Genomic DNA, 24,704 nt, shown 5'->3' on the forward strand with positions numbered 1-24,704 from the left:
AAGTTAATAGCCTATTATAAAAGATATTGCAAAAAAATGGAATATTTTAAAAAAAATGTTTGAATAAATATACAATAAGTAATAAAATAAATGATGAAATAGATTAATAATTTAAAAAATTTACATTGTTTGGAGGTAGTATGAGGAAGTATAGCGCAAAAATGCGTCTAATAATAACAAGCTTATTTTTGACTTTAATGTATAGCTATAGTGTTGAGGCCAGTGATCATATACCTAAAGAAAAACTTATAATAGAAGCTAGATATAGAGGTGATCTCTTTTTAATACAAATCATTATTGTTTTAATTATTGTTGTTGTAATACTTATAATCAATATTATACAGAAACAAAAAACCGAAAACCTTTTAAGACAATCAGAGGAAGGCTACAAAGAATTACTTATGGGTATTCCTAATAGTGTTATTTTGATAGAAGATAAAGAAATAAAGTTTATTAATCAGCATGGTATTGAGCTTCTAGGACAAGCTAATCAAGATAAAGTGACGTATTCTAAATTGAAAGAAATATTTGTTAAAGATGTAGATTTTGAAGCGTTAGATGCTATTCCGAGAAGAATAGAATGCCACATCAGGACCTTACATAATGAAGTTAAAGAAGTAGAAGTTACAACAGTAGCTAAAAGCAAAAAGAATCACAGTAAAAGTGTTATTATGCTTATTCAGGACATTTCTCATAGGAGGCTTTTATGCGAAAGTATAGAGCGTGATAGGATAAGAAATGAATTCTTTGCCAATCTTTCTCATGAATTTAAAACCCCGATCAACCTTCTGATCACAACATCTAAGCTTTTAGAAAAAATACAATATAAGGAAGATTTGCAAAGGGTACTTCCTAAAGCAATTAGGATACTCAAACAAAATGGATACAGACTTATTCGGTTAATTAATAACATCATAGATGCTGCGATGATAGATAGTGGCTGCATAAAACTTAATTTAAATAATTATAATATTATTCAATTAACAGAAGATATTATCTTATCTACTGTTAGTTATGCAAGAGCAAATGATATAGCTATATTATTTGATACAGCAATTGAAGAATTAGTGACTGCAATTGATAGACATCAATATGAAAGAATCATTCTTAACCTTATATCAAATGCTATTAAATATAATAAAAAGAACGGACAGATTTTAGTCTATATGTACCCCCTGAAAGGGGAAATTATTATTTCTATTAAAGACACAGGTATAGGAATAAGTTCAAAAATGCTTCCTTATATATTTGATAGATTTATGCAAGTTAATAAATCATTAATTAGAGATGTAGAGGGAAGTGGCATAGGACTTGCGCTTGTAAAATCGCTTGTACAGTTACATCATGGAAGAATAGAGGTATTTAGTAAAGAAGGAGAAGGAACAGAAGTTATTTTATACTTCCCTATCCATATGACAAAGACTATTGACAAGGAACTGAGTGAAAAAGTGTTGTTTAAACACAAAAGCAGAAATACAGAAATAGAGCTGTCAGATATTTATGTAAAAGAAGATGCGTATTAATTAGAAAGGCAGACAGCTGATCTTAAAAAAGCTTATTTAGGATATAACGTTTAATAATCCTAAATAAGCTTTTTTTCTCTATGAATAAAATATATAGTTATCTCCATATAAAATCCATTAAAAATCCATTAAAAGTATCTATAATCCATGATAAGCCAATAGGAATAATAAATAAGAGTAATAGTTGATTGGTTGCTATTAAAGGTGGGATGCCTAGTAAATTTTATTCATTTTAAGTGAAATAAAATAAAGTAAGGGAGGAGTGTATGAAGTAGAAGATATGCTTTTTAACCTGTGCTTCAAGTATTGGAAGTATAGCAGCACTTATTCAGGGCACAATATGTATGTTATTATTTTGAGGCATGAAATTTGACGTAAAGGAAGTGAAAGAGTTGAGTAACAAAAGAAAAAATTTTAAGTGGGTATCCCATACACATTGTGGCCACAGTAAGGATGTGAACAAATGAGAGCATTAAGAAGTTTTATTGCCACACTACTAATCTTAATTATTATAGGAGGATTAGGCTATGTTGGATATAGTGCATATTTTATGGGCGGAATGAATAATTTTTTAATAAATATACCTCAAACTAATCAGCCCCCGTCAAATAATGAACAAATGCCAACTCAGAACAATACTGAACAGAGCACAGTGGTACCAAATGCAGCTGCAGCTGGAAATCGAGAAACATTAACAGAGGCAATTGGATTAATTAACCAAGCAATAGATCTAATCACTGTTGATCCATATTCTAAGACGACTTTACCCGATATGAATAATGGCAGTATGCAGATGGAAGGAATGCAAGGACAGCAAGGACAACCATCATCAGGCACACCTACCATTAATATCTATCCTAATGGAAACAGTTCAGTAACTATTACTCCTTCTGAAAATCAATCCACTGATGCTAATAATCAAGTACCTGCTGTAACTAATCAAGGCGCTATGAGTGGGATGAGCGGAATGACTGGTATGGCCGGCATGGATAATATGCAGCAAGGTCAAAATAACTTTGTCTATGATCAAGATAAGTTGCAGCAACTTCATAACGGCATTTTTACATTGGCACAAGGAGTAATGTTTATTAATCAGTTGAATGAGGAGCTTTTTGCTCAATCAACTATGGTAGAAGCAAGTCCTGCAAACTACCAAACTTATATCATTAGATATAATACAGCTTTACAAAACAGAAATAAGCTTAGTAATGCCATTAACATGTTAACTCAAGCATCTGTACTTGTAAATGTAAATCCTTATGCACCACCAAATGGCTATTCTTATAATAGTGAAGCTATGAAACAATTACATCAAGGAGTATATAAGCTTGCACAAGGAATGGCATTATTAGACCAATTAAATCAAGAGTTTGGTAATCAAATGATCAATGCTGGAGTACAAGTTCAAAGTCTAAACAGTACATCTAATCCAACTGCAGTAGATTATGGAAGCACAGCTAGTCAAGGCATATTCACTAATATGAACTTTACAACAATATTTAACATTATTCTTGTTATTTTATTAATCAGTCTTATTATAGGGGTGCTAGGAGGCATAATTAATATGCTTAGTCCACGTAATAAAAAAAGCGAAGAAATAACAAGTAAGTTTGAAGGTGAACCAGATGTATAGGTGTAAAGGAGGTGAAGAGTTTTGACAGGAAAAACTAGAAACGATTCTATTATTAGGACGTTATTAATCATTATAATGGGTACAATTGCATTTAATTTATTATTCAATATTTTCATTGGAGGTGGAAGTAATATGGGAGAACATTACGTAAATAATATGGGTGGCACTGCATTTTCAATCGATTTATTTCTTTCAGGGTTACTTGTTTTATTAGTTAAACTTCTTCTAGGAGTACTGGTAATAGCAGTTATTATTGGTGTCATAATGTGGATAAAAGAAACATTCTTTAAAAACACGAGTATTAGAAGTATTAATACAAATGTTTTAAAATCGGTCAATGATGATCCTATTTTAAAAGCTGTAGCAGGTATTACTGTAGCAATTCTAGGTACAGTGATTGTGTTTGCATTATTGCAGTATTTCCTAAATCCGAGCATGAGATACGGTGCCGGATATAATATGGGTATCAATAGTGGCATGGGATATAGTGTGGGAATCAATGGTAGTATGGGATATGGTATGGGCAGTTTAAATCCTATGCTAGGAGTGGCAGCACTTTTACCACTTTTAATTCAGATATTATCTTTTGTTCTTGTGGTAGCACTTATACTTGCAGTTGTTGCTTATTTAAAGAAACAATATGATGCGGGTATATTTAATTCTCAAAGGTCAGTAAATAATGAAGTGAATACAAGTTCTCCAATTCTTATCAGCGAGGATAATAAAGAAGAGTAAGGGAGAATTTAACCATGAAATTTAGGTTTGACTTTATTATGCACTGGTTGTGGGCTATAGTATTTTCAATATTAGCATTAAGTGGTCTTGCAATGGTAGGCGCAAGATATGGCTGGATTATGAATTATGACATAGCTTCGGCAGACTTAATCCATCGGATCTTTGCAGCAATATTTATACTGCTGACATTCATATCTATAGCTTATGAAGTTATGCGTGGGTTAAAGAATGATGAGAGCAGACTAGCTTGGTTTATTATCGGAAAAAAAGGTTATCAGCTTTTTACCTTTATAACAACACTTATCTTCATTATTACAGGCGTCATTATATGGGTATGTATGGATACGAATAAGCAAGCAGCTGCATTTGCCATGTATATTCATGAAAAGTTAACCTATATCGTGGTTGCAAGCGTGATATGGCATATTTATGAGAAATCCCATGCACTGGTAATATCTAAAAAGTCTAAAGCTAACTCTAAAACCAAAAAATTAAATCAAAGTAAACAGTTAACAAAGTAAAGGAGATGAGGAGATGCTACAAAAGCCGTGGGTAAAATTCATGATATGGTTTGTTTCAACTTCCTTCTTCTTTATGGGGGCTGGGATTATTATTTCGGTCTTAGGGCCACCGCCTACAGAAGGGCAGATTATGCAGTATATGTCAGGAATGATGGATGCTATGCATAGTTCTCTTATGGGACTTTCAATGTCTATAGAGGAGGATGCACAGTTAAAGCAACTCATTTTAAATGCTGCATCAGTAACTAGCCCATTAATTTTATTAAGTGTTGTTTCAGGGCTTTACGTAAGGCTTACAAGGAGGAAGAAACATGAATAAGAAAAAGCTACCATTTATTCAGTTGGCAGTAATATTTGGATCAATAACTTTAATGGTCTTACTTTATTCATGGGCAAGCAGTCCAAATACTGCATCAAACTCTAGTATGATGGAACAAAGTATGGGAAATATGATGAAAATGCATCTTAAAAATGTAACTGTAGCTGACCTTGTAAAGCCACAAAATGGACAAATAGAAATTTCACAAGGTGGGAATAGTATAGCCGGTCATCATAATGCACAATATGGTTTTCTTAAAACCATGCACTATTTAACCACAGCTACTATTGTCATACTGTTACCATTTATCATAGCTGGAACAGTATTTCTAGGGATTATTTGGCTAAAATAGTTGGAAATGGAGGTGAGATAGTGCAATTATTAGGTAATGTTGGATCTTTATATATGGTTTTTCTTATCTTACTCCTCATCTTGGGGTTAGGAATGTTAGGAATGGGATTCGTTAATTATATTGTAAATCCTAAAAATACAAAAAACAAAAAAAATATATTAATAAATGGAGGTACTTCTATGCAAAGTAATGGATGGTTAAAACTTGCTTTATTTTCTTTCGTAGGAATAATTATTTCAGGAGTAGTATTACAATTTATGACTCCGGCACCAAATACAACAGGATATCATGGAACACAGCAGTCAATGCCAATGCAGCAACAGTCAATGCCAATGCAGCAGCAATCGATGCCAATGCAACAAGGTACTATGGGCAGCATGAGTGTGATGGGCAGCGGTCAGATGGATTTCAACATAGTTATTAACCGTTTAGATCAAATGCAAATGCAAATCAATCAAATGCAGCAAATGATGAATAATGGTATGGGAAATATGCCAATGCAATCAATGCCACAAGGTAGTATGCCAATGCAACCAATGCCACAAGGTAGTATGCCAATGCAATCAATGCCAGCAGATCCAGCAGCTGGAATGTCTGGCGGATCAGGCGGCGGAATGGGAATGGGCATGATGGGCGGAATGATGTAATCTAAGCATTATTATTAAAGGGATTGATAGAGAGAAATAGAATGTTAAATATATTTAAGTATAGAAAGTAATTCAGTAAGAGAAGTGGCCAATGTGACTGCTTCTCTTACTTTTGATACTATTACAAATCCTATTAAATTATTTAATATTATGTAGGAACAAGAAAAAGAAAGGTTAATCAGTGCTGCGCGTTTAATTAGCAGATACTAGATTAACCCTAAAAAATTAATACTTTTAAAATTGAAAATTAGTGAGACATATTTTCACATTCTGAAGCACAGCGATTGCATATATCTGCACATTTCTGGCAATGTTCTTGAGGAAATTTAGCACATTCTTCACCACATGCTCGGCATATTTCGGCACATAATGAACAGAGTTGATGTGAAAACTCACTGTCTCTAGCCATAAATTGTGCTGATAAAATACAGATATCAGCACAGTCTCTGTCAAGTTGAATACACTTGGCCATCATTTTAGGGTCAGGTTCACGTAAGCAAGATGTTGCACAAAATTCGCAGACTTGAGCACATTCTAAACATACATCAATACATTTTTGATACTTTTCATTTGAAGTTAAATTTAAATTCATAAGCATACTGGTAAATCTCCTTTATGTCGCATATTTTAGTTCATAAATATTATGGCCTATATAATACTTTTTATTCGTAAGCTCTAAAGCATCTATACTTTAAGTACCTTTATATAAAATTATGAATTATTTATTGATAGACAATAAAAATAACTAAAAATTAAATATCGAAAGGAAGATAGAAAATGACTAAATCTAAACTTATAAAATTTATGGCAAGTTCAGCAATATTCACCTTAGCTTTTACAGGTTGTGCGAATGCACCAAATAATAATGTAAAGCAGCCTGATACGGTTCAAGTACAAGAACAAACACAAGAGACACAAGTACAGGAGACACCAGCACCAACTCCTGCAGAAGTAAAATTAACTTATTATTATACTGCAAATGAAAGTGGCAGTATTTCAAAAATAGATAGTATCACTAATAAAGTTATAGATACTATACAGGTTGATGGATCTCCTCATAATATACAGATTTCATCAGATGGGCAGATAGTTGCTTTTACAGTAGCTGAAAAAATGACTGAAGAAGAAGAAAAAGATGAAAATATGGAAATGAATATGGATATGAAAGGTGAAGTATTCTTTTATGATACCAATACAAGAGATCTCGTTAAGCAAATGGAACTTGGCAAACATCCAGCTTATATAGTATTTACGGAGGATGGTAAGTATGTACTAGTAACGGATAGTAAAGATAATAATGTATCTATCCTTGATGCAAAAACATATGAGGTCCTTAATACTATAGCAGTTGGTAAAGGTCCAAACGGATTCCGAATATCTAAAGATAGTAAGTTTGCATATATTGCCAATATGGAAGAAGATACAGTAAGTGTTATTGATATTGAAAATAGCAAAGAAATTAAAAAGATAACTGTAGGAGAGACTCCTGTAACAACAGCAATAACAAGTGATGGTAAGACTTTACTGGTAACTGTTAGTTCAGAAAATGTATTAGCAGTTATAAATTTAGCCACAGATGCTATAGAAAAAATTGCAGTAGGAACTAACCCTGCTCAAGTTTATTTGCAATCCGATGATCAATATGCTTTTGTAGCAAATCAAGGTACAAAGGAGAGTCCATCAAATACTGTTTCGAAGATAGATATGGGAACTAAGACTGTTATAGCTACTACTGAAACCGGTAAAGGTGCACATGGGGTTGTAGTAACTAATGATAATAAATACGTATATGTAACAAATAAATATGAAAATACTATCAGTGTAATTGATAATACAACAGGTCAAGTCATTAGCACTGTACAAGTAGATGAGGGGCCAAATGGAATAAGTTATAGAGAATAAAAAAGTGGCATTAGCCACTTTTTTTATAATCCTTTTTTGTTGGTTTTTTGGGGATGTCATTTGTAAATATGATAAGTCATATAAGATGACCACAGTTAGAGATGATTAGAAGTTTAAGGTAAGAATTTTAATTGAAAAGAGGGTGTAGCGGTCTATGAGAATAAAATCATTAATGGGATACTTTTCTATATACAGTCTAATTGCATTTGTAATAACAGGGATCTTATTATCATGGGTTATTTCAAATCATATAAAAAATGATCGCCTTAATAGTTTTAAGGGCATTGCCAATATTATAGTAAATAGCACAATTAAAGATACCTTAAATGAATCAGATTATAAAGATGCAATAAAGGGTGCAAACAAAATACATATTCTCAATGATTTAGAATATGTAATAGATTATTATAAGCTTAAATCTGTAAGTATTATAAACAGAGAAAATATTACAATTCTATCTAGTGATAATTTATTAATAGAAAAAGAAATTACTGATACAGATATTATTAAACAAGTCATAAAGGGCCAAATCGTTAGTACAAAACCATATAAGTTTGAAACTTTATCTGCTGATACAGATGTAAGTGAAGTTTTTGATATATATGCTCCTATTAAGTATAAGGGTAAAAATGTTGGTGTTTTTAGAATGATTGTACCTTATAAAGAAATCAGTATGCATACTGATATGTTAATTTCGATCATATCTAAAACTCAATTCTTCGGCTTATTTATATTATTTTTTCTGCTGCTGAGAATTATACATAGTGCATCAAAGACATTAGTAAATCAGAATAAGGAACTAAATGAAAAGAAAATTAAGCTTGAAGAATCCTATAAGAGGCTTAATAAATCTTATCTTAATACAGTTATCTCACTTTCTAATGCAGTTGATGCAAGAGATCCCTATACAGCAGGTCATTCAACAAGAGTAGCAAAAATATCACTTGAAATAGGGGGCGTCTTGGGATTTTCAGAAGATAGACTTAAGGCCTTAGAATATTCGGCGCTATTTCATGATATAGGGAAGATAGGAATTCCTGATTATATACTAAATAAAAAAGATAAGCTTACGGATAAAGAGTATGAAATTATAAAAAAACATCCAGATATAGGTGTCAACATACTACAAACAATTGATTTTATGGCTGGTAACCTAAGTATAATACGACATCATCATGAAAGATATTCAGGAGGAGGATACCCAATGGGGCTAAGTGGTAAAGAAATCCCTTTAGAGGCAAGAATTATTGCAATTGCTGATACATATGACGCTATGACTTCCGACCGGCCTTATAGAAAAGGACTTCCAGAAGAAGCAGCACTAAATGAAATCATAAAAAATAAAGAAATACAATTTGATGGTAAGTTAGTAGATGCCTTTATAGTAGCAAAGTCTAAACTTAGCTTACATAAGGATTAAAAATACTTTTATCCATAAGAAATCCATAAATGTATGGTATATTTATATTATCAACACACTAAAGAATAATTAAAAAATAAATAGTATATCTATATCGTTTAAATCATTTAATAGGAGGGATTTTAATGTATTCAGGTAGAAATAATAACCAAGATCAGGATAAAGATAAAAAACTCAAGGGGCATAGTCCTTTGAAACATATAGGCATGATGGGCGCTTGTTGCTTACTTCCTATAATAATAGTAGGTATTTTACCACTATTAAAGATTAATAATTTAGGAACTAATACACTAATAGTAGGAATATCCTCTTTGATTTGTCCAATAATGATGGTCGTTATGATGATAGGAATGTTTAGGAGTGGAAAAGATCATAGTTGTTGCTCACATAATAAAAAGGAAGAAGTTAGTGAAGATAATAAGTAAATTAATAGATGATAAAAAATAAGGAGGAATGCCTATGTCAAAGAGAATACTATTTAAAAGTATCAAATGTGAACATTGTGTGGATCACATAAAAAAAGCTTTAGAAAAACTAAAAGGGGTCATGAAAGTTGAAGTAGATTTACAGACACAATCAGCTCTTGCTATAGGCCTTTCGAGTAATGAAGAAATAAAGGAAGCAATAGAAGAAGCTGGATATAATGTGGTAAGTATAAGTAGGATATAATAAACTGGATTTGTATTGAGCTCCTAAATTTGGGAGTAATATAAATACACCTGATGTGTTGACTAACAGGCAGAAATGCCTATATAAACACAAGGGTGTATTTTTATTTCAATCCATTAAAAATCCATACAGTTTAGGTATGATTATACCATATTAAAACATATAGAAATAAAGCTTAAATAAAACTAATGGGGAGTAAATATTATGGATATTAATTCTAAAAAAATACTTATAGTTGAAGATGAAGAAAAAATAGTTGAGTTTATAGAATCCTACCTGCTTAACAGTGGTTATGAAGTATATAAGGCGCTTAGAGGTTACGATGCACTCAAGCTGTTTAATAGCCAAAATATTGATCTTATCCTACTAGATTTAATGCTTCCAGATATCGGTGGTGAACAAATATGCAGGGAAATAAGAAAAACATCTCAAGTTCCTATTATCATGTTAACTGCTAAATCTCAGGAAGAGAGCATTCTTAATGGGCTTGATATCGGAGCGGATGATTATATCACTAAACCTTTTAGTCCACGGCAGATGATCGCTCGAGTTAAAGCACTGCTTAGAAGAAGCAGCGTAGAAAATGGAAATCCAGATGTTTTACTATTCAGCAATGGAGACTTAATTATAAATGTAGATGATTATACTGTGGAGAAAGCCCATGAATTTGTAAATTTAACGCCTTGCGAATTTAAGATATTACTTACTTTAGCTAAACGTCCAAACAAAGTTTTTACAAGAGAAGAACTTATCAATGTTGCATTTGAGGGGGATTATTTTGGCTATGATAGAACAATTGATTCTCATATTAAGAACTTGCGCTCAAAAATAGAGACTGATTCGAAAGATTGTAAATACATTTTAACTGTTCGTGGTATTGGGTATAAGTTTGGAGGTGATTAAAGTGAGATATTCTTTAAGAAGTAAGTTAACTCTCTCATATATACTTATTGTTGTTATTGTTGTTGGACTCATTAGTTTAGTAGCCAATATCTATATTAAAACACAGTTCCAAAGTTATGTTATTAATAGACAAGAAAAACAAACCAATGAAGTAATTGACCTTATAAACATGCAGTACGAAGAAGATAAGGTATGGGATACAACCTATCTAGAAAGAATTGGGATGAATGCTTTGCAAAATGGCATCATTATTGAGGTTTTAGATGAAGAGAGCCAACTTGTGTGGTCTGCATCTGAACATAATAATGGTTTATGCGAACAGATGATAGTTAGTATGCGAAACAATATGTATAGCTACTCGACTAATTGGAAGGGAGAATATCAGGAAAAATCATATGACCTGATCCTCAATGATATAAAGATTGGAACACTTGTAACAGGATATGTTGGTCCTTATTACTTTAATGATGAAGAATTAGTTTTTATTAAAGCATTTAATACCCTTTTTATTATCATCGGGATTGGATCATTAATTTTAGTGTTTATACTAGGGTTAATAATTTCCTTAAGAATAAGTAAGCCACTTAACAAAATAGCAAAAAAAGCATCATTGTTATCTGAGGGAAAATATAAAGAAAAGTTAAAAGATGTTTCTAACACTAAAGAAATTGATGTACTAATAGAAACCATTAATAATTTGTCTGAAGCTTTAGAGAATAAGGAAAAATTGCAGAAGCAACTTACACAAGATGTGGCACATGAACTAAGAACACCATTAACCTCTGTACAAGGTCATATGGAAGCTATGATTGATGGTATATGGGAGATGACTAAAGAACGACTTACAAGTTGTTATGATGAAATTATTAGAATGAGACGCTTAATTGGTAGTATCGAAGATTTATCAGGAATTGAGAATGAAAATGTACTCATCCATAAAGAAGATTTTGATATTTCAAAGCTTATTACTAGATTATTGAATAACTATGAAAATGAGTTTTTTACTAAGCATATTAGGGTGAAATATAATCCAAAAGAGGTTTCTATCTATGCTGATCAAGATAAGATGAGTCAAGTAGTTAATAACCTTATAACAAATGCTTTAAAGTATTCAGATAATAACGGGGAAATTTCAATTGATATAGCCAATCACCAAAAAACGACAGAAATAAGGATCAAAGATACAGGGATAGGTATAGATGAATTGGATCTACCACATATATTTGAACGTTTCTATAGGGTAGATAAGTCAAGAAATCAAAAAACAGGCGGAGTAGGAGTAGGGCTTACTATTACCAAAGCAATTATTGAAGCGCATGGGGGAACAGTAACTGTCAATAGCAAGATAAATGAAGGAACAGAATTTGTAGTTAAAATCCCGAGAAAGATTAATGTTCAATTTAATCCTATGTTTAATTTCTAAACAAATAACTTCTAAAAGTTTAAATAAAGTGTTTGTTTAACTAGATAATAGTATTCTAAGTTTCACGTTTAAGTCTTTTAAATAAGGGAGTGAATAATACATGAGTAATCAAAAAATAATGATATTGACATTTATTGCAATGATTGTTGTTGCTTTTGCAACAATGGTAGCTTATAAAAACAAACAAAGGATGTCTGCTCAAGAAGTGTCAGCAGTGCAGGAACAAATTGCTTCATCGGAAAGTATGGACATGGAACAACCTAAACAAAATGCAGATAATATTCTTGATAATGCAGAAAATATCATTCAGCCAAAAGATGGGCAGCCTATTAAAAGGTTCACTCTGAATGCCATGGAGGCTAATCTACAAGTTAAAGATAATCTAAACATTATGACGTGGACTTACAATGGAACAGTGCCTGGTCAAGAAATTCGTGTTAAGCAGGGAGATTTTGTTGAAGTTGAACTAAGAAATAATCTTAAAGAGCCTGTAACTATTCATTGGCATGGTTATCCTCTAAAATCTTCTATGGATGGGGTACCAGGTTTGAATCAAGATGCTGTGAGACCAGGAGAGACTTTTACCTATGCTTTTTCGGCTGATGTTGCTGGGACTTATTGGTATCATTCTCATCAAGAAAGTTCTAAGCAAGTTGACAAAGGGCTATATGGTGTTTTAGTTGTAGAACCAGAGAATTGGGTGAAACCTGATAGGGACTATACACTTATATTGGATGAGTGGATGGAAAATCCAGAAGAAGGAATGGATGCAATGAATGGTATGAAGATGTCTAGTGAAACTACTAAGGATCTTGTAATGGAAGAAGAGGAAATGATGTCTTCTATGTACAATATTTATACTGTTAATGGAAAATCATCTAGCCTAATTACTCCTTTAGAAGTTAAGAAAGGTGAACTCGTAAGGTTAAGATTTTTAAATGCAGGTTATCGAGAGCATGGCATTCATATACCTAATCAAGAGATAAAGATTGTTAGTACAGATGGGCAAGATATCACTAATGCTGGCATAATCAAGGATAAGATTATCATGATTGCTCCAGGTGAGAGATACGATATTGAATTTGTTGTTAAGACTGATGAAAATTTTGTTATTGATACACATGACGATAATAAGTATAGTGACCAAATTAAAATTCCAGTTAATATCATTGATGGAAATGGTAGATACTTAGAAGAGTTAAACAATGCTGAGTTTCAGATATTTGATTTTGCAAGCTATGGAAGCGGAGGCAATGCACGATTTACCTTAGAAGAGACATATGACATTGATTACCGTGTTGATCTAAATACTGATACAAGTAATGATGAGCTAAAGTATACAATAAACGGAAAGGTATTCATGGAACTTCCGCCATTGAAAATAAAGACTAATGATACTATTAAGATGACCTATGTTAACAATAGTAAAGTAGATCATCCAATGCATCTGCATGGACATTTTTTTCAAGTGCTTTCTAAAAATGGAGCGCCTTTAACAGGAGCTGTCATTATGAAGGATACACTAATGATAAAGCCCGGAGAAGAGTATGTGGTTGCATTCGAGGCAGATAATCCAGGAGATTGGGTACAGCATTGCCATGAACTGCATCATGCCGCAGCTGGAATGATGCAGCGTATAGAGTATGCAGACTTTACATCTAATTACACACCAGATCCAAGCGCAACATTTAATAAGCCGGAATAGATAGATGAATTAATACGTCAGAAAGGATCCTATAATGATCGGAATAACTAAATTGTTATGCGGAAGTGAGAACTTTGGTGATAGCCTTCGGTATACTCATGGAGCAAAAGATGAAAAATATGGTGTAAGCAGAGGTAAGGGGCCGGTAGTTGTATGGAATTGCACCAATACATGTAATTTAAGCTGTAAGCATTGTTACGCTGATTCAAAGCATTGTCAGTTTGAAGAAGAATTAGATACTAAAGCAGCTAAAGCACTTATTGATGATTTAGCAAGCTTTAAGGTCCCAGTACTACTTATTTCAGGGGGAGAACCTCTATTACGAAAAGATATATTTGAACTCTTAAAATATACAAGGGAAAATAACATACGAAGTACAGTTTCAACTAACGGCACTTTAATAGATAAAGAAGTAGCAAAAGACTTAAAACAAAATGGCGTGAGTTATGTAGGTATTAGTTTAGACGGCATAGGTATTAGAAATGATGCATTTAGAGGAGTGCACGGCAGTTTTGATAAAGCAGCAACCGGTATTAGAAATTGTTTAGATATTGGGCAAAAGGTAGGGCTAAGATTTACGATTAATCGCAGTAACTATGATCAATTAGAGGATGTTTTTTATTTTATAAAAGAAGAGGGTATACCTAGAGTATGCTTTTATCACTTAGCTTATTCTGGAAGAGCAAGCCAGATGATTGAAGAAGATATCACGCATGAAGAAAAGCGGCTGGCAATGGATTTAATTATGAAAAAAGCAATCGAATTCGGAAAAAAAGTTGAGATTTTGACAGTAGACAATCATGCAGATGCAGCCTATTTATATCTTAAGGTTAAGGAGAATCATCCAGAAATTGCTGATAGAGTCTCTAAGTTGCTGCATATGAACGGAGGTAATAGGTCAGGAATGGCCTTTGCAAATATCGATTTTAAAGGTAATGTTCATCCAGACCAATTTACCCAGCACCATACTTTTGGAAATATTAGAGAGAAAAAGTTTAGTGAGATATGGAAAAATCCTACAAGTTCTCTTGCATTAGAATTAAGAGATAGGAAACCATTATTAACAGGAAGGTGCAGCCTATGTAAATGGCTCAGCATTTGCAATGGCAACCTGCGTGTAAGAGCAGAAGCCGTAACAGGTGACTTTTGGGCATCTGACCCTGCGTGCTACTTGACAAATGAAGAGATTGGGGGATTGCCATTTTGATTATATCATGGAATACTACAAATAAATGCAATATGAGCTGTAAACACTGTTATAGAGATGCTGGAGAAGTATACGATAAAGAATTAAATACGCATGAAGCCAAGGAACTTATTGAAGAGATTGCAAAAGCAGGTTTTAAAATCATGATATTTTCTGGCGGAGAGCCTTTGCTTCGGTCGGATATATTTGAGTTAGCAGAACATGCGGTTAAGTATAAGTTGAGGCCTGTACTTGGCAGCAATGGAACCTTAGTCACTAAAGAAATAGCTTACAAACTTAAAGCAGCTGGTGTAATGGGAATCGGTATTAGTTTAGACAGTATGGATGGGGCTAAACACAATACTTTTAGAGGTTTAAAAAATGCTTACGAAGATACACTTCAAGGCATTCATAATTGTAAGGCTGCTGGTTTAAGCTTTCAAATCCATACTACGGTTATGGACTGGAATTATAATGAAATCCTTAACATCACAGATTTTGCGGCTAGGGTAGGGGCAGTTGCACATCATATTTTTTTCTTAGTCCCTACTGGTCGCGCAGTTAATATAAAGGATGAATTTTTAAATGCCAAGCAGTATGAAGAGTTACTTACCGATATTGTGCTCAAACAAAAAGAAGTGAATATAGAAGTAAAACCTACCTGTGCACCACAATTTATGAGAATAGCGTCGCAGCAAGGCGTTAAGGTTAGATTTTCGAAAGGATGTTTAGCAGGTATTAGCTATTGCATTATTAATCCTAAAGGTGATGTGCAGCCTTGTGCATATTTAGATAAGCCTATTGATAATATAAGACACACGCCTTTTAGTGAGATTTGGAGAAACAATCCTATACTTAAAGAGCTGCGAACTTCAGATTATAAAGGGAAATGTGGGCTCTGTATATATAAGCATTCATGTGGTGGCTGTCGTGCCAGAGCAGCGTTCTATAATGAGGGAGACTATATGGAAGAAGAAACATTATGCGTGTTTAATGGAGGGATGGACTAAGATGGAAGATAATGCTAGAAGGTTACTAAACAAGCTGCAAATAGATTTCCCTTTAGAATCCAGACCCTTTTTAACTATAGCTAAAGAGCTAGATATGACAGAAGATGAGGTTATCCTTCTTATTAACCAACTAAAAAATAAAGGCTACATTCGTAGATTAGGTGGGGTTTTTGATTCTAAGCGTTTGGGCTACTCAAGTACTTTATGCGCTATGGAGGTACCCGAAGATCGAATTGAAGAAGTAGCGTGTATGATTAACAGCTATCAAGGAGTTACCCATAATTATTTAAGAAGTCATGGCTATAATATGTGGTTTACTTTAACTGCCTTAGATATAAATTCAATTAGGGATATTGTAGATGAGATAAAGTATAAAACTAAGATAAATCATGTAATGGTTTTAAGTGCTGTTAATACCTTTAAAATTCGAGTGAACTTTAATATAAAGGGAGAATAAATATATGAAAAATATATTAGAAAGGGCTATTGTCCGAAGGCTTCAAGAAGATTTGCCTTTGGTACCAGAGCCTTATAAATATATAGCAGATGAATTAGGTATTTCAGAACAAGAATTATTAGATAAGTTAAAAGAGATGCAAGATAAGAAATACTTACGGAGAATAGGATGTATCCTGCATCATCGCGCAGCAGGGTTTAAAGCTAATGCAATGGTTGTATGGGAAGTACCAAAGGATAGCATATTTGAAGTAACTGATATAATAACCTCATTCCCACAAGTTAGTCATTGTTATGAGAGAGAAACATTACCCGACTGGTCATATAACATTTATTCCATGATTCATGCTGAAACCTTTGAAAAGTGTGAGGCTATTATTGTACAAATTATAAGTAAAGTATCCATCTATAAATATGAAGTACTCTATAGTACGAAAGAACTTAAAAAGAGTAGTATGAAGTACTTTGCTGAAGCAAAATATAACTTTTAATAAACAAAAATACGCATAAGCATGGAAGATGAAAGAGGGGGTGTCACAAAATCAGTTTCTAACTAGTTTTGTAACGCCCCCAATTCATCAACCTAGTAAACTTGACATTGAATTTCTTTTTTCCTTAACTGAAGGGACGTTTGAGGGTTCTTGTATCATAACGGGTACTATTTCGGATTGTATAGTAACAGGTGTTACTTTAGGGGGTGCTGTATCTTTTGGTACATCATGCGGTGCTGCTATTATCAATAAATCTTTTAAAGCTGTTGCAACGTCGGGATATAGTGCCATCATGTCAGGATTTTCTCTAAACATTTGAGCAATTAATGTGTTTTTTATATATTGACCGCGGGATGTCATGCGATGTTTATTTAAATGATTGTATAGTGCGACTTCTATTGGGGAGGTCTTCTTAAATGTTAACGGTATTTGCTTCGGCTCATCTAATTTTTCCATTCAATCTGGTCTCCTAATTTTTCAAATCCTTTCACATTTAAAAACATATTATCATTGAATACTTGCATTTTGTATTCAGAGTGTTGCTTTAAATATTGAGTAACATAAGGCTTTAATAAATCAAGTCCGCCACCAAGAACATATATAGGGGTTGTCAATCCCTCATATTGTTGGGTTAGAGTTTTAAATATTTCCTCAACGTATGGTATAAAGTGGGTGATGCGATAGGGTTCAAGATCAATCTTACCTTGTGAGTTTTGGAGATGATCGTTTACTAACTTTCTATACATCTGTGTTGTGGTAAGATTAAGACGATAGTCTGCGTTAACTGCGCTTGTTATATCTGCAACTAAATTTAAAATACCTTTTGGTATACTACCTCCTTTAACATATAAACCATCTTGGAACAGTGCCATATTACCTGATAAACCACCAACGTCTAAAAGTATGTATTCAATCTGTGGGACATCCTCGGGTATTGCCAAACTTGCCCCTGCACATTCAGGTGCAACTTTAACTTCTTTTACAATAATGTGCCTGTCTGCTCCACCAATTTTAAAAGTGAAGTTCCCCTCTAACTTCTCAATTAACTCGTCCCTATTTGAAACTTGGTTAATTGGCAACCCAACCACTACGTTGATGACTTTTAAATTTTCAGGTACTGTTTTACCCAATGCGTATAGAAATAGGGGTAATACTTCTTTTCGACTCTTACTAAATTCAGTGTCAAACTCACCCTTTTCTATATAATACTTTATGCCCTTGTATTCTATAGTTTTATCAATCCCGCCCGTTGTACCGTCCTTTTTGGGTGTGCATGTTGCTCTGAAAATTGTTTTATTGCTTGTCTTTACGTTGAAATTACCTAAGTCGATCGCTATATGTGCCACTTGTCATTCTCCTTTTCATATGTATTTTTGCTTATATAAAAATAACATATTTTTCCAATTATGTCAATGCGAGTTTATATGTGTTCGTATATAAACATATATGAAAAATCTTATTTTTATATGTTTACGCATACGTTTTCTATTGAGATATCCTGTGTTTTACCAGGAGATGTACATATATGTTAATATAAGCTAGTATGAATTAATACGTTTTTATACGAGAGCTCGCACACTCATTTTTACGATGAGGGCTATTGATGCCAACCTATTTTAGCAATATTTTTCAGTCGCTATACGGTAGCGCAGACAATAAGAATTAATCCATAAGAAATGTATAGGGTTATGGGAAGAATGGGTATATAATAGATACAACGAAAGTTTAAAGTGTTATATAGAGAAGAGGATTTAATATGTCAATAAATTACAATCAAAAGATACCTAAAGATGTACTAGAAATTATAGTTGCTATCGAAAAAGCAGGTTATGAAGCATACATTGTAGGGGGCTGCGTAAGGGATATGCTTATGCATAGAGAACCTCATGATTTTGATATTACAACTTCTGCAAAACCAGAAGCTATCAAAAATATATTTAAGAGAACTTATGATACAGGAATTAAGCATGGTACTGTGACAGTCATTTTAAGCCATGAACATTATGAAGTTACAACCTATCGTATTGAAGGGGAATATAAGGATTTTAGAAGACCAGAAGAAGTGAGTTTTGTAGAGGATATTACTTTAGATTTATCAAGAAGAGATTTTACGATGAATGCCATAGCCTATCATCCAGTAAGGGGCTTTATAGATCCTTATAAAGGGATAGAAGATATAAAGCGTAAATGTATCCGCTCAGTCAGGGATGCGAGTGAGCGCTTCACAGAAGATGCACTTAGAATACTTCGTGCGATTCGATTTTCAGCACAGCTGCAATTTGAGATAGAAGAAAGTACACTAAAGGGCATATCAGAATGTAAAGATTTGCTTATGCATATTAGTAAAGAACGTATCCGCGATGAATTCATTAAGATAGGTATCTCACCTAGCCCAAGCCATATTCATAAACTCTATGAGTTAAAGCTGCTTCAATATATTGTTCCAGAATTTATAGGTGCATATCAGACACCTCAAAATCATCCTCATCATATCTATAATGTAGCCGAGCATACAATAGTTGCTATGGAGCATACTCCGCCGGATGTGTTTTTAAGACTAACACTCTTTTTACATGATATAGGTAAGATAAATACACGGACTACAGATAAAAAAGGCATAGATCATTTTTATAATCATGCAGAAGAATCTGTTAAGATCCTCAAAAAGGTATTGAAAGACCTGAGGCTGGATAACCATACAATAAGGGATATGTCCTTGTTGGTAGAATACCATGATTATCATCTAAGGAACAAAATATCTAAAATTAGTATCAAAAAGCTACTTAGTATTATGGGGCCAGATTTATTTGATCAGCTTATGATCGTACAATTTGCGGATGTAAAGGCACAAAATCCGCAGAAGTTAGCACCTAAATTAGAAATGATTGAGCAGCAAAAGGCTATTAAAGAAGAGATTCTTAAGAATGGAGAATGCTATAATAAAGCAATGCTCACCATTACGGGACAAGATCTTATAGAGGGTGGTATTCCTAGAGGAGAAGTTATAGGGAGACTGTTAGAAAAGGCGCTTGATTATGTGATTAGAAAACCGGAAGCTAATAAAAAGAGTGGGCTGATTGCATATTGTCTGGAGCAGTATGAGAAGAAAAAGAAGTGATATGAAGATAGATAATGAGCCTCTAGGGCCGCAGGGGAATTTTAAAATTCCTCTGCGGCCCTAATTCAAATGACATATAACCTCAACTACTTATCATACATATGCGCATCAATAATAACCCCATTATCAATCGAGATAATCCGATCCGCCACTTTCTTCGCAAATTCCATATCATGGGTAATAATAAGCATCGACATGCCCTTACCGCTTAAACTCTTAATCACCTTCGCCACCTCATCCGTTAAAGCAGGATCAAGTGCAGAAGTAGGCTCATCAAAACACATAAGCTTAGGTTCAAGTGCAAGCGCCCGTCCTATGGCAACCCTTTGCTTTTGCCCCCCAGAGAGTTCAAAAGGATAGCTGTTTTCCTTATCAGCAAGCCCTAAAAAGTTTAAAATTTCCCGAGCTTTTGGGATAGCTTGTTCTTTGGTCATCCCCAAAACTTTAAGTGGTGCCTCTATAATGTTTTCTAAAACAGACATATGAGGAAACAGGTTAAAACCTTGAAAAACCATCCCAATCATTTTGCGAATTTCTTTAAGTTCAGCTTTATTTGCATAAACACCGTTATGCACTAAGTATTTGCCCTCTATAGCAATTGTCCCAGCGTCACATTTTTCAAGACAATTAATGCTTCTTAGAAGTGTAGTCTTACCCCCGCCAGATGGTCCTACTATAACTAAGATTTCACCTTTTAATAGCTCTAAGTCTACTCCTTTTAATACCTGTATATTGCCAAAGCTTTTGCGTAAACCTTCTATTTTTAGCATAAAACCCTCTCCTTACTTATAGTAGTCATACTTCGTTTCAATATGCGTCATGAACTTAGACAGAACATAAGTTAATACAAGGTATACAAAGGCGATGATGACTAAAGGAAGCAGCGTTGCATCTCTGTTAGAGGCTATCTTACCAACTTTTAGGAGTTCATCGAGTCCTAAGATATACACAAGAGCCGTATCTTTAACTAATGTTACTACCTCATTGCCAACAGGCGGCAATACACGTTTGAGAGCCTGTGGAAATATAATTCTAAAAAAGGTATCTTTACGGGATAAACCAAGTACTTCAGCCCCTTCGTATTGACCGCCGTCAATAGAATGAATACCCGCTCTAAAAATCTCGGCAAAATACGCCGCATAATTAAGTGAAAAAGCAAAAAGAGCAGCAGGAAGCCTGCCAAACTTAATACCAATCAGCGGAAGTCCAAAGTAAATAAATACAATCTGTAATAAAAGAGGAGTGCCTCTCATTATTAGTATATAGAGCCCAGTAAGTTTATTGAGAATTTTAAACTTAGATAACCGACCCAGTGCAACAATAACGCCGAGTGGGATAGAAACGATTAAAGTAAGTCCAAAGATCTGTAAGGTTACGAGTAACCCATGTAAAACTTGAGGCATAAGCATACTAACGTATTCTAAAAAATGCATCATACTGTCCAATCTAACTCCTCCTTATATAGGTTTTGGTCATAGAGAAAGGGCAACTGGAGAATACTAAGATCTCCTTGCGGCCCCATTTTGTTTATTTAAAATATCTATAGCTTATTATGTTCTAAATCTCTATGTAGATTAATTAGTAATATCTTCAGCAAACCATTTTTCAGAGATTGCTGCAAGTGTACCATCTGCTTTTAGCTCGCCGTAGGCTGCATTAAATGCATCTACCATCTTTTGATCATCTTTTCTCATACCCACGCCGTACTCTTCATCACCAAAGTTTTCTTCAAGTACTGCGAACTTTTCTTCACCTTTTAAGGCAATGTAGTATCTAAGTAAGATTTCATCAGCTACAACAGCATCTATCCTGCCAGCTTCAAGATCCATTAAGGCTTGGTTATTATCTTCAAAAGTAACGGCTTTACCACCTTTAAAAGAGTTATAAAGATCTGCTTCTTTTTCCATAGCAGTAACAGCACTAGATTGATTTTGTGCCCCTACGTTTTTATCTGCTAAATCAGCCTTAGTCTTGATAGCAGAGTCAGCTAAAGTAACTATAACTTGCTTGTTATTTAAATAAGGAATAGAGAAGCTTACTTTTTCTTTTCTTTCATCCGTAATCGTATAACCATTCCATATAAAATCAATGTTACCAGAGCTTAACTCAGTTTCTTTCATAGACCAGTCTATCGGTTGAAGCTTAATTTCTTTCCCAAGTTTTTCGCCGAAAGCTTTTGCAAGGTCTACGTCAAAACCAACAATTTCACCTTTTTCGTCTCTAAAACCCATAGGTGCAAAAGAATCATCAAGTCCAACAATCCAAACATTCTTGTCAAGAGTACTTTCACCAGATGTTTCAGTTTTATTATTAACATTACTAGTATTTTGGCCACCGCAGCCAGTAAATCCAAGAGCAAGAACTCCGGATAATGATAAAAGCAAAGCTTTTTTAATTAAATTTTTCATAATATAGATCCTCCGATATAAAAAATATTTACTAATGTAGCACATAACTAGTTTAGCTCGCTAAAGCGATAAAGTCAATACTTTTTTTATGTTATCTATTTTATTATTCAGAGAGTATATTTGGAGGAAATTCTGTTTCAATATTTTCAATCTTTAAGAGCGATAAATCAAAATAGGGAATAGTAACAATACTGTTTGACCCATTAACTACAATGTAACATATGTTTTCTTCTTTTATAACATTACCTATAACAGCAGTTAGTACTTCTCCAGATTTTAATGTGATTTCAGCCGAGAGAGTAGGTGTATCAAATCCATATGCCCTAAGAAGATTAGGGGAAGCTATGTCTGTAATAAAATTTTTAACTTTGCAAATCTCAAAAAAATCAATGAGATTATTTAAAACCTCGGTATCTAATCCTTCAGACTCAAATAAAGTTGTTTGATCAGCTTGAGTGGGAAGAAGCGTATAAGTGTTCTCTTTATAAGTTAGAGTTATGTAATCTATATCTTTCTTATCAAAGTTTAAAAGGTGCTTGTCGCGCCATATGGCAAGGTCAGTATTTATGTTATTAAACGCCGACTTTGGCATAGTATAAATAGTATGTGCCATAGGTGAATAGACATAATAGTTAGATGGATCAGCAAGTGTTCCACGCATGAGCTCGTAAGTATGATTATCCTTGGTATAAAGTGTAATACGCCCCGAAAAGTCATCTATACCATAATTTTTTAAATTAACGGGGTCAATGTCAATGACCTCAGTTAAAGATGGTTGCTTAAAATTTAAAAGAATACTATAGATTAAAGAATGATCTGCTCTTGCAGCAAGAGGCTGCGATAACTCCCAATCATCTGCAATTCTTAGCACTTCTATTTGATGGCCCGATTCACTAAATTGGATCTTATTAATATTTACTGAAGACTCAGACCATAATATAGGGGGCAGGCTGGTCGGAGCAGCAAATGAACGAGAATCTTGGCGCTTTTGATAAAAAATTAATCCTGTTAAAGATATGAAAAAAAATAAGATAGGGACTAACCATCCTTTACGTTTCATGTGTTCACCTCTGTAGTCTAAGTAGTTTTATACAACATGAGTATTATACCATATGTGACAACATATGGAAGTGCAAATTATTAGGAGGTCAGTAAAAAATAAAACTAAAATAGATATTTTTTCACTGTATATATCATATAAATAAAAAGACGAGAATTAACTGAATGCGTATTTAAAATGATTATTGCATGAAAAGGGGGGAGAAAGTGAGACCATTAAATAAAGAGATTATATCTCAATATGATATAAGTGTAAGAAAATACCAATATATACGAAGTGCCTATTATTTAGAAACGAATAAAGGTAAATTCTTATTAAGAAAAGTAGATCTGCCTAAAGATCAAATCATATTTGATTATGAGGTAGATACACATCTAAAACATAGTAATTTTAAAAGTATAAATGCCATATATACTACGAAAAAACGAGTCCCCTATGCTGTTTTTGGAGAACAGTGTTATATCATGCAAGGTTACATAGAAGGTGAAGAAACTGATTTTAAGAACTTTGAAGATCTCAAAAATACTATTTATGTCTTGGCAGAATTTCATAGGGCTGCAAAAAATGTTTCAAGTAAGGTAAAAGACATAGATAAGATAAGCATTAAAAATATTTATGATTATTATACGAAAAGAAATATTCAAAATACTAAATTAAAAAAAAGTATTACTGCCCTTAAGCAAAAATCAAAATTCGAAATTTTGTTTTTAGATCATTGTGATGCCTATACATGCCTTGAACAAATGGCATTAGGAGGCATCAATAGAGAATTAGCAGATAGGCTTGTAAGGCGAGTAAAAGATGAGCAGACGATAGCTCATAAAGACTATACGTATCATACAGTCAATAAAACAAGTATGGGGCAGTACATGATTAATAATCTAGATACATGTAGTTATGATATTCAAATTATTGATTTAGCCTATATTCTGGGAAGAATTATGCAAAAAAATGATTGGAATATAGAAATATTGTACGAACTTATTAAGGCCTATGATAGTAGAAACACACTATTAAAAGAAGAATTTGAAGTTTTAAAGGCCATGATGATTTATCCAGAGAAATATAATAGCATATGCACCAAATACCTAGGCTCAAAAAGAAGATGGAATTATAATATGTTTGAGCAAAAATGGCAGAACATGATTGTGTATATGGAGCATCAAATAGAAGCAGCTAAAATTATAAATTCATGGTAACTAAGTCCCTAGCAATAGGGGCTT

At 33.4% G+C, this 24,704-nt stretch carries 27 protein-coding genes; 20 read left to right on the forward strand and 7 right to left on the reverse strand.

Annotation, left to right across the window (positions count from 1 at the left end):
* Nucleotides 1-140 precede the first annotated feature (140 nt).
* The 7 genes from BN3326_RS14695 to BN3326_RS21755 all read left to right on the forward strand — a co-directional run bounded on the left by BN3326_RS14695 (nt 141) and on the right by BN3326_RS21755 (nt 5,730).
* On the forward strand, nt 141-1,523 hold the full coding sequence (locus tag BN3326_RS14695) for a sensor histidine kinase (protein ID WP_070000005.1): 1,383 nt from the start codon (nt 141-143) through the stop codon (nt 1,521-1,523).
* 463 nt (nt 1,524-1,986) lie between these two features.
* Nucleotides 1,987-3,156, forward strand: coding sequence for a hypothetical protein (locus tag BN3326_RS14700; protein ID WP_070000006.1), 1,170 nt, complete (start codon nt 1,987-1,989; stop codon nt 3,154-3,156).
* A 21-nt stretch (nt 3,157-3,177) separates the two neighbouring features.
* The gene (locus BN3326_RS14705) at nt 3,178-3,891 is read left to right on the forward strand and encodes a hypothetical protein (protein ID WP_070000007.1); all 714 of its coding nucleotides are present in this window, start codon (nt 3,178-3,180) and stop codon (nt 3,889-3,891) included.
* A 14-nt stretch (nt 3,892-3,905) separates the two neighbouring features.
* The gene (locus BN3326_RS14710) at nt 3,906-4,412 is read left to right on the forward strand and encodes a cytochrome b/b6 domain-containing protein (protein ID WP_070000008.1); all 507 of its coding nucleotides are present in this window, start codon (nt 3,906-3,908) and stop codon (nt 4,410-4,412) included.
* Between the two features lie 13 nt (nt 4,413-4,425).
* Entirely contained in the window at nt 4,426-4,731 is a 306-nt protein-coding gene (locus BN3326_RS14715; protein ID WP_070000009.1) for a hypothetical protein, read from the forward strand.
* Nucleotides 4,724-5,083: a hypothetical protein gene (locus BN3326_RS14720; protein ID WP_070000010.1), complete on the forward strand. Its 360-nt coding sequence runs from the start codon at nt 4,724-4,726 to the stop codon at nt 5,081-5,083. The genes BN3326_RS14715 and BN3326_RS14720 overlap by 8 nt, the downstream gene beginning before the upstream one ends.
* A gap of 80 nt (nt 5,084-5,163) precedes the next feature.
* Nucleotides 5,164-5,730 carry a hypothetical protein gene (locus tag BN3326_RS21755; protein WP_207646355.1) on the forward strand — a complete coding sequence of 189 codons (567 nt, stop codon included), beginning with the start codon at nt 5,164-5,166 and terminating at the stop codon, nt 5,728-5,730.
* A gap of 247 nt (nt 5,731-5,977) precedes the next feature.
* Here BN3326_RS21755 and BN3326_RS14730 read toward each other — a convergent pair whose 3' ends face one another.
* Nucleotides 5,978-6,328, reverse strand: a complete 351-nt coding sequence (locus BN3326_RS14730) for a four-helix bundle copper-binding protein (RefSeq protein ID WP_330389725.1) — start codon at nt 6,326-6,328, stop codon at nt 5,978-5,980.
* Nucleotides 6,329-6,507: 179 nt separating this feature from the next.
* On the opposite strand from BN3326_RS14730, the gene BN3326_RS14735 reads away from it, so the two are divergent.
* From BN3326_RS14735 to ahbB, 11 genes are all read left to right on the forward strand, one after another.
* Nucleotides 6,508-7,632, forward strand: a complete 1,125-nt coding sequence (locus BN3326_RS14735; protein ID WP_070000012.1) for a YncE family protein — start codon at nt 6,508-6,510, stop codon at nt 7,630-7,632.
* Nucleotides 7,633-7,786: 154 nt separating this feature from the next.
* Complete coding sequence (locus BN3326_RS14740) at nt 7,787-9,052, forward strand: HD-GYP domain-containing protein (protein WP_070000013.1); 1,266 nt, start codon at nt 7,787-7,789, stop codon at nt 9,050-9,052.
* Between the two features lie 125 nt (nt 9,053-9,177).
* Nucleotides 9,178-9,477, forward strand: coding sequence for a hypothetical protein (locus BN3326_RS14745; RefSeq protein WP_070000014.1), 300 nt, complete (start codon nt 9,178-9,180; stop codon nt 9,475-9,477).
* Nucleotides 9,478-9,511: 34 nt separating this feature from the next.
* A complete protein-coding gene (locus BN3326_RS14750; RefSeq protein ID WP_070000015.1) occupies nt 9,512-9,721 on the forward strand; it encodes a heavy-metal-associated domain-containing protein in 210 nt (69 codons plus the stop codon).
* Nucleotides 9,722-9,925: 204 nt separating this feature from the next.
* A complete protein-coding gene (locus BN3326_RS14755; protein WP_070000016.1) occupies nt 9,926-10,624 on the forward strand; it encodes a response regulator transcription factor in 699 nt (232 codons plus the stop codon).
* 1 nt (nt 10,625) lies between these two features.
* The gene (locus BN3326_RS14760) at nt 10,626-12,047 is read left to right on the forward strand and encodes a sensor histidine kinase (RefSeq protein ID WP_070000017.1); all 1,422 of its coding nucleotides are present in this window, start codon (nt 10,626-10,628) and stop codon (nt 12,045-12,047) included.
* 100 nt (nt 12,048-12,147) lie between these two features.
* Complete coding sequence (locus BN3326_RS14765; protein WP_070000018.1) at nt 12,148-13,752, forward strand: multicopper oxidase family protein; 1,605 nt, start codon at nt 12,148-12,150, stop codon at nt 13,750-13,752.
* Nucleotides 13,753-13,786: 34 nt separating this feature from the next.
* Nucleotides 13,787-14,959, forward strand: coding sequence for a putative heme d1 biosynthesis radical SAM protein NirJ1 (nirJ1, locus tag BN3326_RS14770; RefSeq protein ID WP_070000019.1), 1,173 nt, complete (start codon nt 13,787-13,789; stop codon nt 14,957-14,959).
* Entirely contained in the window at nt 14,956-15,948 is a 993-nt protein-coding gene (gene nirJ2 / locus BN3326_RS14775; RefSeq protein WP_070000020.1) for a putative heme d1 biosynthesis radical SAM protein NirJ2, read from the forward strand. Before nirJ1 ends, nirJ2 begins: the two co-directional genes overlap by 4 nt.
* 1 nt (nt 15,949) lies before the next feature.
* Nucleotides 15,950-16,405, forward strand: a complete 456-nt coding sequence (ahbA, locus tag BN3326_RS14780; RefSeq protein ID WP_070000021.1) for a siroheme decarboxylase subunit alpha — start codon at nt 15,950-15,952, stop codon at nt 16,403-16,405.
* Nucleotides 16,406-16,409: 4 nt separating this feature from the next.
* Nucleotides 16,410-16,895, forward strand: a complete 486-nt coding sequence (gene ahbB / locus BN3326_RS14785) for a siroheme decarboxylase subunit beta (protein ID WP_070000022.1) — start codon at nt 16,410-16,412, stop codon at nt 16,893-16,895.
* Nucleotides 16,896-16,982: 87 nt separating this feature from the next.
* On the opposite strand, the gene BN3326_RS14790 is transcribed toward ahbB, so the two are convergent.
* Both BN3326_RS14790 and BN3326_RS14795 read right to left on the reverse strand, forming a co-directional pair.
* Nucleotides 16,983-17,351: a hypothetical protein gene (locus tag BN3326_RS14790; protein WP_070000023.1), complete on the reverse strand. Its 369-nt coding sequence runs from the start codon at nt 17,349-17,351 to the stop codon at nt 16,983-16,985.
* Nucleotides 17,339-18,241: a ParM/StbA family protein gene (locus tag BN3326_RS14795; RefSeq protein WP_070000024.1), complete on the reverse strand. Its 903-nt coding sequence runs from the start codon at nt 18,239-18,241 to the stop codon at nt 17,339-17,341. Before BN3326_RS14795 ends, BN3326_RS14790 begins: the two co-directional genes overlap by 13 nt.
* Before the next feature lie 410 nt (nt 18,242-18,651).
* Here BN3326_RS14795 and BN3326_RS14800 point away from each other — a divergent pair, with 410 nt between their 5' ends.
* Nucleotides 18,652-20,013 (forward strand): CCA tRNA nucleotidyltransferase, encoded by a 1,362-nt coding sequence (locus BN3326_RS14800; protein WP_070000025.1) that lies wholly within the window; start codon nt 18,652-18,654, stop codon nt 20,011-20,013.
* Between the two features lie 86 nt (nt 20,014-20,099).
* Here BN3326_RS14800 and BN3326_RS14805 read toward each other — a convergent pair whose 3' ends face one another.
* The 4 genes from BN3326_RS14805 to BN3326_RS14820 all read right to left on the reverse strand — a co-directional run bounded on the left by BN3326_RS14805 (nt 20,100) and on the right by BN3326_RS14820 (nt 23,481).
* Nucleotides 20,100-20,783, reverse strand: coding sequence for an amino acid ABC transporter ATP-binding protein (locus BN3326_RS14805; protein WP_070000026.1), 684 nt, complete (start codon nt 20,781-20,783; stop codon nt 20,100-20,102).
* A 12-nt stretch (nt 20,784-20,795) separates the two neighbouring features.
* Entirely contained in the window at nt 20,796-21,449 is a 654-nt protein-coding gene (locus tag BN3326_RS14810; RefSeq protein WP_242876011.1) for an amino acid ABC transporter permease, read from the reverse strand.
* Between the two features lie 138 nt (nt 21,450-21,587).
* On the reverse strand, nt 21,588-22,421 hold the full coding sequence (locus BN3326_RS14815; protein WP_070000027.1) for an amino acid ABC transporter substrate-binding protein: 834 nt from the start codon (nt 22,419-22,421) through the stop codon (nt 21,588-21,590).
* A 103-nt stretch (nt 22,422-22,524) separates the two neighbouring features.
* Nucleotides 22,525-23,481, reverse strand: coding sequence for a DUF4340 domain-containing protein (locus BN3326_RS14820; RefSeq protein ID WP_070000028.1), 957 nt, complete (start codon nt 23,479-23,481; stop codon nt 22,525-22,527).
* Nucleotides 23,482-23,687: 206 nt separating this feature from the next.
* On the opposite strand from BN3326_RS14820, the gene BN3326_RS14825 reads away from it, so the two are divergent.
* A complete protein-coding gene (locus BN3326_RS14825; protein WP_070000029.1) occupies nt 23,688-24,680 on the forward strand; it encodes a CotS family spore coat protein in 993 nt (330 codons plus the stop codon).
* Nucleotides 24,681-24,704 lie beyond the last annotated feature (24 nt).

This window comes from Cellulosilyticum sp. I15G10I2 (assembly GCF_900095725.1).
Classification (GTDB): Bacteria; Bacillota; Clostridia; order Lachnospirales; family Cellulosilyticaceae; genus FMMP01.

Coding starts and splice junctions, on each gene's coding strand:
- BN3326_RS14735 (WP_070000012.1), top strand. CDS start 6,508: ATGACTAAATCTAAACTTATAAAATTTATGGCAAGTTCAGCAATATTC.
- BN3326_RS14730 (WP_330389725.1), bottom strand. CDS start 6,328: ATGCTTATGAATTTAAATTTAACTTCAAATGAAAAGTATCAAAAATGT.
- BN3326_RS14755 (WP_070000016.1), top strand. CDS start 9,926: ATGGATATTAATTCTAAAAAAATACTTATAGTTGAAGATGAAGAAAAA.
- BN3326_RS14820 (WP_070000028.1), bottom strand. CDS start 23,481: ATGAAACGTAAAGGATGGTTAGTCCCTATCTTATTTTTTTTCATATCT.
- BN3326_RS14805 (WP_070000026.1), bottom strand. CDS start 20,783: ATGCTAAAAATAGAAGGTTTACGCAAAAGCTTTGGCAATATACAGGTA.
- BN3326_RS14720 (WP_070000010.1), top strand. CDS start 4,724: ATGAATAAGAAAAAGCTACCATTTATTCAGTTGGCAGTAATATTTGGA.
- BN3326_RS14695 (WP_070000005.1), top strand. CDS start 141: ATGAGGAAGTATAGCGCAAAAATGCGTCTAATAATAACAAGCTTATTT.
- BN3326_RS14765 (WP_070000018.1), top strand. CDS start 12,148: ATGAGTAATCAAAAAATAATGATATTGACATTTATTGCAATGATTGTT.
- ahbB (WP_070000022.1), top strand. CDS start 16,410: ATGAAAAATATATTAGAAAGGGCTATTGTCCGAAGGCTTCAAGAAGAT.
- BN3326_RS14790 (WP_070000023.1), bottom strand. CDS start 17,351: ATGGAAAAATTAGATGAGCCGAAGCAAATACCGTTAACATTTAAGAAG.
- BN3326_RS14810 (WP_242876011.1), bottom strand. CDS start 21,449: ATGATGCATTTTTTAGAATACGTTAGTATGCTTATGCCTCAAGTTTTA.
- nirJ1 (WP_070000019.1), top strand. CDS start 13,787: ATGATCGGAATAACTAAATTGTTATGCGGAAGTGAGAACTTTGGTGAT.
- BN3326_RS14745 (WP_070000014.1), top strand. CDS start 9,178: ATGTATTCAGGTAGAAATAATAACCAAGATCAGGATAAAGATAAAAAA.
- BN3326_RS14815 (WP_070000027.1), bottom strand. CDS start 22,421: ATGAAAAATTTAATTAAAAAAGCTTTGCTTTTATCATTATCCGGAGTT.
- BN3326_RS14700 (WP_070000006.1), top strand. CDS start 1,987: ATGAGAGCATTAAGAAGTTTTATTGCCACACTACTAATCTTAATTATT.
- ahbA (WP_070000021.1), top strand. CDS start 15,950: ATGGAAGATAATGCTAGAAGGTTACTAAACAAGCTGCAAATAGATTTC.
- BN3326_RS14715 (WP_070000009.1), top strand. CDS start 4,426: ATGCTACAAAAGCCGTGGGTAAAATTCATGATATGGTTTGTTTCAACT.
- BN3326_RS14750 (WP_070000015.1), top strand. CDS start 9,512: ATGTCAAAGAGAATACTATTTAAAAGTATCAAATGTGAACATTGTGTG.
- BN3326_RS14800 (WP_070000025.1), top strand. CDS start 18,652: ATGTCAATAAATTACAATCAAAAGATACCTAAAGATGTACTAGAAATT.
- BN3326_RS14710 (WP_070000008.1), top strand. CDS start 3,906: ATGAAATTTAGGTTTGACTTTATTATGCACTGGTTGTGGGCTATAGTA.
- BN3326_RS14740 (WP_070000013.1), top strand. CDS start 7,787: ATGAGAATAAAATCATTAATGGGATACTTTTCTATATACAGTCTAATT.